Source organism: Muribaculum sp. (assembly GCF_029051885.1).
Classification (GTDB): domain Bacteria; phylum Bacteroidota; class Bacteroidia; order Bacteroidales; family Muribaculaceae; genus Muribaculum.
In genome coordinates, this window is sequence record NZ_JAIDKI010000179.1 from 1 (window position 1) to 7,807 (window position 7,807).

The window sequence follows — 7,807 nt, forward strand, 5'->3', positions numbered from 1 at the left end:
GCTCCCTCACTGCGCGAACACATCTGCACGACGCTTGACCGCCCCAGCGTTAACAAATATTGGGGAACGGGGTCTTACTTATTACATAAAAAACGGGGCAGTCATGCCCCGTTTTTTATTATCTTTGCATAGTTAGTGCAAATTCAGTAAAAGTAATATATAAATAATAATGTTCAGCAAAGAAACATATACGGAACGGCGCCGCCAACTTGCCGAAAAGGTAGGCGGAGGCCTTATACTGCTGCTCGGTAACGACGAGTCGGGCCGCAATTTCGAGGATGCGCCATATCCTTACCGTCAGGACTCGACATTCCTGTACTATTTCGGACTACCTTATGCCGGGCTGAATGCGGTAATCGATGCCGACAGCGGAGAGTCGATACTTTTCGGCGATGAGCTCTCGATTGACCATATCGTGTGGATGGGAACTCAGCCCACTCTCCATGAGAAGGCTCATAATGTGGGAGTGGAGCATGTGATGACTTCCGACAGTCTGCGCGGAGTGCTCGACGAGGCCCGCAAGGGTGGCAGGCAGATACATACCTTGCCGGAATATCGTGCGGAGCATACGCTCAAGCTGTGGCGTCTGCTCGACCTGAAGCCAGGTGAGCACAAGGCGTCGGTAGAACTGATACGTGCTATTGTAGATCAGCGCAACCACAAGAGCGCGGAGGAGATTGAGGAAATCGAGCGCGCGTGCAATGTGACTGCCGACATGCATATCGAGGCGATACGCTGTGTTCGTCCGGGCATGTACGAGTATGAGGTGATGGCTGCTCTTGAAAGGGTGGCTGCCGCCAACAACTGCACTCTGTCGTTCAATACCATATGCACCATCAACGGACAGACTCTTCATAATCCGTACCATGGCAATCTGATAAAGTCCGGCGATATGGTGCTGGTTGATGCAGGAGCCGAGACTCAGATGGGTTATGCCGGCGACATGACTTCGACCATCCCCGCCGACCGTACATTTACTCCGCGTCAGAAGGCGGTATACGACGTGCAGGTGGCCGCACATCAGGCTGCGGTTGAGATGTTGCGTCCGGGAGTGCCGTTTATCGATGTCCACAACCGTGCAGCCGAGGTGGTCGCACAGGGTATGAAGGATCTCGGTATGCTTAGTTGCTCGGCGCAGGATGCCGTGGAAAGCGGTGCGTATGCGCTGTTTTTCCAGACAGGCCTCGGGCATCTGATGGGGCTCGATGACCATGATATGGAAAATCTTGGAGAGGTATGGGTAGGATACGATGGGAAGCCAAAGTCGACACAGTTTGGCCGCAAGTCGCTGCGTCTGGCCCGTCCGCTTGAGCCGGGTATGGTGCATACCATCGAGCCGGGAGTGTATTTTATCCCCGAACTTATCGACCTCTGGAGGAAAGAGGGCCGTTTTGCCGACCAGATAGTCTACGCAGAGGTAGAGAAATGGCGCGACTGGGGCGGTGTGCGCAACGAGGAGGATTTCCTCATTACCGACACCGGTGCCCGTCGTCTTGGCAAGAAAATACCGCTGACAACCGATGAGGTCGAGGCGATGAGATAATTGGGAGCATGAATTAATATGCTCTTACATATGGAGATGCGGCACTTGGCAGAGGCATTATGTCGCATCTCCATATGTAATTTATAGTATCATGCATATTGTAAAGGATAATAGAATATTTCAATGATTACATTTCTTTTGTGTCTGTCAGCGTTGATTGGAGCGTATTTTGTTTATGGAAAGTATCTTGACCGACAGGCAGGTGTTGATAGTGAGAAGCCGACTCCGGCCACACGAATGGCCGACGGTGTGGACTATATACATATGCCCCGCTGGCGTACATTTCTGATTCAGTTGCTCAATATCGCAGGGACAGGACCTATATTCGGTGCTATACTTGGTGCATGTTTCGGTCCTGTTGCTTTCATATGGATTACTCTCGGGGGTATATTTTTCGGTGCGATGCACGACTATATGTCGGGGATGATGATTGTAAGGGGTGATGGACGCAGTCTGCCGGAAATCATAGGGAAATATCTCGGACTCGGCGTCAGGGATTTTGTGCGTGTGTTCTCGATATTTCTGATGGTGCTGGTCGGTGCGGTGTTTCTGCTTAGTCCTGCCCAGCTGTTAGGAACTCTTGTACCTTCAGTTCCTCAGACGTGGTGGGTCGGTATCATACTTGTGTATTATATAGTGGCTACAATGTTGCCGGTCGATAAGGTTATAGGCAAGTTGTATCCAATATTCGGCGCCGCGCTTATAATTATGGCTCTCGGTTTGCTCGGCGCCCTTATTGTCGGGGACTATACGATACCGGAGATGACTACATTCCACAATTATCAGCTTGACCCGCATGCTTTACCGATTATCCCGGCTATGTTTATTACGATTGCTTGCGGAGCAATTTCCGGATTCCATGCCACGCAGTCGCCGATGATGGCACGATGTGTAGGTAACGAAAAGGAGTGCCGTATGGTGTTTTACGGAGCCATGATTTCAGAAAGCATAATTGCTCTCATATGGGCTGCCGTGGCGATGGCTTTCTTTGGTGGAGCAGGCTCTCTGAGCAGGATTATGGCAGAAAACGGCAATAATCCGGCATGGGCGGTAGATATGATTTCGCATGGCACTCTTGGCGCTGTGGGCAGCGTGCTCGCTATGCTCGGTGTGGTGGCTGCTCCTATTACCTCGGGTGATACGGCTTTTCGCTCGGCACGTCTGATGATAGCCGACATATTCAATATCGACCAGCGACCTCTTGTCAGGCGCTTTATGATATGTCTGCCATTGTTTGCCATAGGCTTCGGCATCACGTTGGTGGATTTCGGTGTGCTGTGGCGTTACTTCGCCTGGGCCAACCAGACACTCGGCACGATAGTGCTGTGGAGTATTGTGGTATGGCTTGCGTCGAGAGGGAGGAATTATGTAATTGCCATGATACCGGCCGTTTGCATGACATATGTCATTACGTCGTTTATGTTTATAGGCGAGCAGTTCTTCGGTATGGAGAATCGTGTTGCGGCTTATACACTGGCCGGTGGTGCCACATTGCTGGTTGCAGCTATGGCAATGCGGCGTATACTTCCTTATATGTCGGGAAAGAGCGACATTATAGCCGATTAGCGTTTATATCATCAATAATATGCATGGTGCATGCACGGCTTTCAGGATTCTCCCCATCGGTGGCGCAGCGGGTATCGTTCGGGATGTATGAGCAGTCGCAGCGAGGTTGGGTAGGTGAAGTAGGCCCAGGTCCAGTTGACGAGTACGGCAACCTTGTTGCGCATCCCGAGAATTGATATCAGATGCACAAACATCCATGCCATCCATGCCGGCCACCCTTTCAGATGCAACCGATTTAGGTCGGCTACGGCTCGGCCTCGACCGATTGTTGCCATCGACCCTTTGTCCTTGTAATGGAATGTGTAATCCCATGAGCGTCTGTTGAGATTGCGGGCAAGTGTACGGGCCTGCTGTATGGCTACCTGCGCCAGTTGCGGACATCCGCGAGGATTGTCGGATGTAGCGTGCAGCGAAATATCACCGATGGCCATTATATCGTCGCCGAATCCTATGGCGCGGTTGAATTCGTCGACAAGTATGCGTCCGCCGTGGCCTATGGAGAATGGATTGCCGGTAGTCTTGAATGCTGTGGCTGTAACTCCGGCTGTCCATATAACCATTTCAGAATAGATTGATTCTCCGTCGGCAAAGGTTACAGTATTGTCGCGGTAGCTTTTCATATGTCGGCCGAGTTGTACGTCGACCATAAGATGGCGTAAGGCTTCGAGTGCATAAGCCGACGCCTTTTCGCTCATTGTCTGCAACAATCGGTCAGAACCTTCGGCCAGTGTGATTGTCATTTCATCGGGATTTATTGTCGGATACTCCCTCTTTAACAGAAAACGCTTCATTTCTCCCAAAGCGCCGGCAATCTCAACGCCTGTAGGTCCGCCTCCGATTACCGTGAAGCTGAGCAGGCGCCGGCGTTGGTCGGCTTCATGGCATATGGCGGCCCGCTCAAAGCGGTCGAGAATCTCATTGCGGCAACGCAGTGCCTCGGATGTGCGTTTTATGGTGAAGACATATTTGTCGAGGTCGGCCATTCTGAAAAAGTTGTTGCGGGTGCCGGCTGCGATAACAAGGCGGTCATAGGAGATAGTCTCGTATTGGGTGGTGACAGTCTTTTTATCGGTATTGATGATTTTTACCTCTCCAAAATGGTATGACGGCAGGGGATTAAGTTTGCGCATCTCCCTGCGAAATGGGAAGGCTATGCTTGCCGGGTCGAGGCCGGCCGAAGCAATCTGATAGAATAGGGGTGGAAAACTATGGTAGTTGTTGCTGTCGATAAGTACCACATCGTATAGTCTCCGGTCGATGTGTTTTACAAGGTAGATACCGGCAAATCCGCCTCCGACAACCACTAATTTTTGTTTCTCACACATGATGTAATTGTTATTTTTATCTAAATTGTCTCATTTTCTAACTTTATCACGTAACTTTACACAGAAATGGAGGTCTGAAACAGTATCGCCGTTTTACTGTGCCGGCATATGGCATACGACCGGATTACCGCATTTTGTCGCAATGAAAATGAAATATCTAAAGTATATACTGTTTTTCTCAATATTATGTTCATTAGGAGGCAAGACCTATGGACAGATTAATACCGACCAGGTAATGCGCGTCGGTCAGAATTCTCTGTATCTGGAGGATTATGTGCTGTCGATACAGTATTTCAACCAGGTGATAGCCGCCAAACCTTATTTGGCTCAGCCATATTTTTATCGTGCTATTGCGAAAATTTCGCTTGAGGATTATATCGGAGCAGAGGATGATGCTTCGACCGCGATATCATATAACCAGTTTATAACCGGAGCTTATGAGGTGCGCGGTGTGGCGCGACAAAATCAGGGTAAACTAAAGGAGGCTGTGGAGGATTATAACCGTGCACTTGAACAATTGCCTGAAAGCCGTGGTCTGCTCCTCAATAAAGCTCTTGCTCTTGAGGAACTGAAGGACTACAAACAGTCGGAAGCCACGTACAACGAACTGTTTCGCTATCATCCGCGATATGATAACGGCCTTGTGGGGCGAGCACGACTTTATCTTGCGATGGGCGACACGGCAAAAGCAAGCGCCGACATAGACCGTGCGCTTGAATTGAACAAGAACAATGTAAACGCCTACGTGATGCGTGCCGATATCGCAATAAATTCCGCAAAAGATTATGCTCGTGCGAGAAGTGATATGGATGAGGCTATAAAACTTCAGCCTCATTTTGCGGGATACTTCGTAAACCGTGCGTTTCTTCGGTATCAGCTTGATGACTACTTCGGCGCGATGGCCGACTTTGACTATGCCATACAGCTGGATCCGTCGAGTGTGCCGGCATTGTTCAATCGTGGCCTGCTGCGTGCAGAGGTCAATGACAACAATAAGGCTATTGAAGACTTCACACGTGTGCTTGCACTTGACCCGGATAATTACAAGGCTATGTACAACAGGGCTTTGTTGTCGAAGGAAATAGCTGATTATTCAGGATCAAATGCTGACCTTGACAAGGTGATAGCTGAGTTTCCTTCTTTTTCCGGTGCATATTTTGTGAGGTGTGAGAACTATCGTATGATGGGCGAGCGTGCAAATGCCGAGCGTGATTATAACAAGGCTATGGCTCTGTCGAGGCAGGCGGTTCCGGCTGATGAGGGTGCTGAGGTTGATGCGGATGCCGGTGGCCCACAGCATGGTAAAGAGGAGACTCAGGAGCAGGTGGCCGCTCGCTTTACATCGCTGTTGACAGTAGACAATAACGCTACTGTGAAAGAGGAATATGCAACCGAGGGCATAAAGGGACGTGTGCAGGACAGGAATCTATCGATAGAGGTCGAACCGATGTTCACACTTTCATATTATGTCACGACTACAGAAATCAAGGAGGTTCCTTATTATATTAAGGAAGTGGATGACTTGAATTCTACACGTGCTCTTCGATTTTTGTTGATGACAACCAACAGGGAGCCTCAGTTGTCGGATGAGGAAGCCATCGGGAAGCATTTTTCATCAATAGAGTATTACAACGGGTATCTGGAGACACATCGTCCGCGTGCTATAGATTATTTCGGGCGTGCGATGGACTACTATACTCTGCATAATTACGCTTCGGCAACGGCCGATCTTGACAGGGCTATCGCTCTTGCTCCTGATTTTACGCTTGCCTATATGCTTAGAGCTAACGCACGTATGAAAAATGCAGAGATGGATCGTCTGTCGCGCGATACAAAACGCGAAGGTATCCTACCGGAGATGGCCGGACAGACATCAAAGATGGTGGCTGCCGAAGTGATGGCCGACCTCGACAAGGTAATAGAACTGTCTCCCCGAATGGCTATAGCATATTATAATAAGGGGAACATGTTGCTCCAGGCGGGAGATTATACATCTGCTTTGAGTGCGTATACCAGTGCTATTGATATTAAGCCTGATTTTGGCGAGGCGTATTATAACCGTGGATACATATATCTTAAACTTGGCAATAAAGAGGCCGGTGTAGCCGACCTCAGTAAAGCCGGAGAGCTTGGCATAGTACCAAGTTATAATCTTCTGAAGCGTTTCACAAGGTGATTTGGGAGTGTCATACCTCTGTAGATGCCAGCAGGCTTAATACTTCAGGGGTGAGACAGTCGCGGATAGCATAATACGGCACTGGGACATCGATGCTTCCTGTCGAGTAAGGTGCGATGTCGTATGGGTTGTAGTGGAACACTATATTGTAACCTTGAAGATAGAACTCCGGACTTACAAAAATCTGGTTTGAGAATATTCCGTAATTGTCAAGTTCGCTGAGTGTCCTTACCTGGCACATTGCCATGAGCTGTTCCTGGATTGCTTTCAACAAGGTTTCGTCACATCCGGGTTTGAATGCAAGCTGAGGTGTGATTACACGTGTAGAATCGAAATCATAATTTATAAAACGTGATACGCTCATGCCGTGCGCGCCTCCATTGTATGAGGATGTCATTATCTGATACACGATATAGCTTGGGCTGAATGTTATTGCCGAGACAATTTTATCACGGTAAAGTGTCATTGTCTGTTCTGCCGATGGTATGGAATCGATTTCTTCCATTATATATGTGTCACTGCCTTCGGGGGAATCGAGAGCTGCAAGTATCGTCTCATCAATTGATGTTTTTGGATTTTCATATATTGCCGACATAATCGAGTCCTTAAGAGGCTGGATGTTGAATCCGCCTAATTCTTCCGGCCATTGGATTGTCAGATGTACTTTGCTGTAGATTGGCATGGAATCAGCAAAAACGGCATTAGCTCCTTTACATATATAACTGCGTGTGGCTGTTTTCACCGTTTGTACAATCTGGAAATTGGAAATCGTATTGTCGTCGGATGTATCGGCAGCAGGCTTGTGGCTACATGCCACCGTAATTGCGCTCAACAGTATGGCCGAGGAAATATATATGGCTTTCATTATGCGTAATCTTTAGCTATTGGAAATTTATAAAAGTAGTTTTATGCTTTTTCGGCAGATGGTATCTGCTATTAATATAACGTACTAAAGCGTTATTTATATAACGTGTGATGTGTTTATTTTGCTCATTGTATCTTTTGTGTCGGAATGGACGTTTATAATGATATGTGAACAAAAGTTAAAGTATAGATGTTATTTGTTTGAGGGATAGAAGTGTAGTTTAAGAAGCATGTTTTATAGCATAAATTTCTTGTCGTAAAATTTGGAGGTAATGCAGAAAGTGTCTAACTTTGCACTCGCTTTTGAGAAACACCCCACGGGGCTGCGACTCG

The 7,807-nt window shown here is 48.2% G+C and carries 5 protein-coding genes; 3 read left to right on the forward strand and 2 right to left on the reverse strand.

What is annotated here, in order from left to right; translation table 11 throughout:
- Positions 1 to 169 precede the first annotated feature (169 nt).
- Entirely contained in the window at positions 170 to 1,543 is a 1,374-nt protein-coding gene (locus tag K2I50_RS07700; protein WP_301025762.1) for an aminopeptidase P family protein, read from the forward strand.
- A gap of 123 nt (positions 1,544 to 1,666) precedes the next feature.
- Complete coding sequence (locus tag K2I50_RS07705) at positions 1,667 to 3,109, forward strand: carbon starvation CstA family protein (RefSeq protein ID WP_301025763.1); 1,443 nt, start codon at positions 1,667 to 1,669, stop codon at positions 3,107 to 3,109.
- Positions 3,110 to 3,150: 41 nt separating this feature from the next.
- On the opposite strand, the gene K2I50_RS07710 is transcribed toward K2I50_RS07705, so the two are convergent.
- Positions 3,151 to 4,434 (reverse strand): NAD(P)/FAD-dependent oxidoreductase, encoded by a 1,284-nt coding sequence (locus tag K2I50_RS07710; protein WP_301025764.1) that lies wholly within the window; start codon positions 4,432 to 4,434, stop codon positions 3,151 to 3,153.
- 148 nt (positions 4,435 to 4,582) lie between these two features.
- Here K2I50_RS07710 and K2I50_RS07715 point away from each other — a divergent pair, with 148 nt between their 5' ends.
- The gene (locus K2I50_RS07715; RefSeq protein ID WP_301025765.1) at positions 4,583 to 6,610 is read left to right on the forward strand and encodes a tetratricopeptide repeat protein; all 2,028 of its coding nucleotides are present in this window, start codon (positions 4,583 to 4,585) and stop codon (positions 6,608 to 6,610) included.
- Positions 6,611 to 6,620: 10 nt separating this feature from the next.
- Here K2I50_RS07715 and K2I50_RS07720 read toward each other — a convergent pair whose 3' ends face one another.
- Complete coding sequence (locus K2I50_RS07720; RefSeq protein WP_301025766.1) at positions 6,621 to 7,475, reverse strand: RsiV family protein; 855 nt, start codon at positions 7,473 to 7,475, stop codon at positions 6,621 to 6,623.
- Positions 7,476 to 7,807 lie beyond the last annotated feature (332 nt).

Coding starts and splice junctions, on each gene's coding strand:
- K2I50_RS07715 (WP_301025765.1), top strand. CDS start 4,583: ATGAAATATCTAAAGTATATACTGTTTTTCTCAATATTATGTTCATTA.
- K2I50_RS07700 (WP_301025762.1), top strand. CDS start 170: ATGTTCAGCAAAGAAACATATACGGAACGGCGCCGCCAACTTGCCGAA.
- K2I50_RS07720 (WP_301025766.1), bottom strand. CDS start 7,475: ATGAAAGCCATATATATTTCCTCGGCCATACTGTTGAGCGCAATTACG.
- K2I50_RS07710 (WP_301025764.1), bottom strand. CDS start 4,434: ATGTGTGAGAAACAAAAATTAGTGGTTGTCGGAGGCGGATTTGCCGGT.
- K2I50_RS07705 (WP_301025763.1), top strand. CDS start 1,667: ATGATTACATTTCTTTTGTGTCTGTCAGCGTTGATTGGAGCGTATTTT.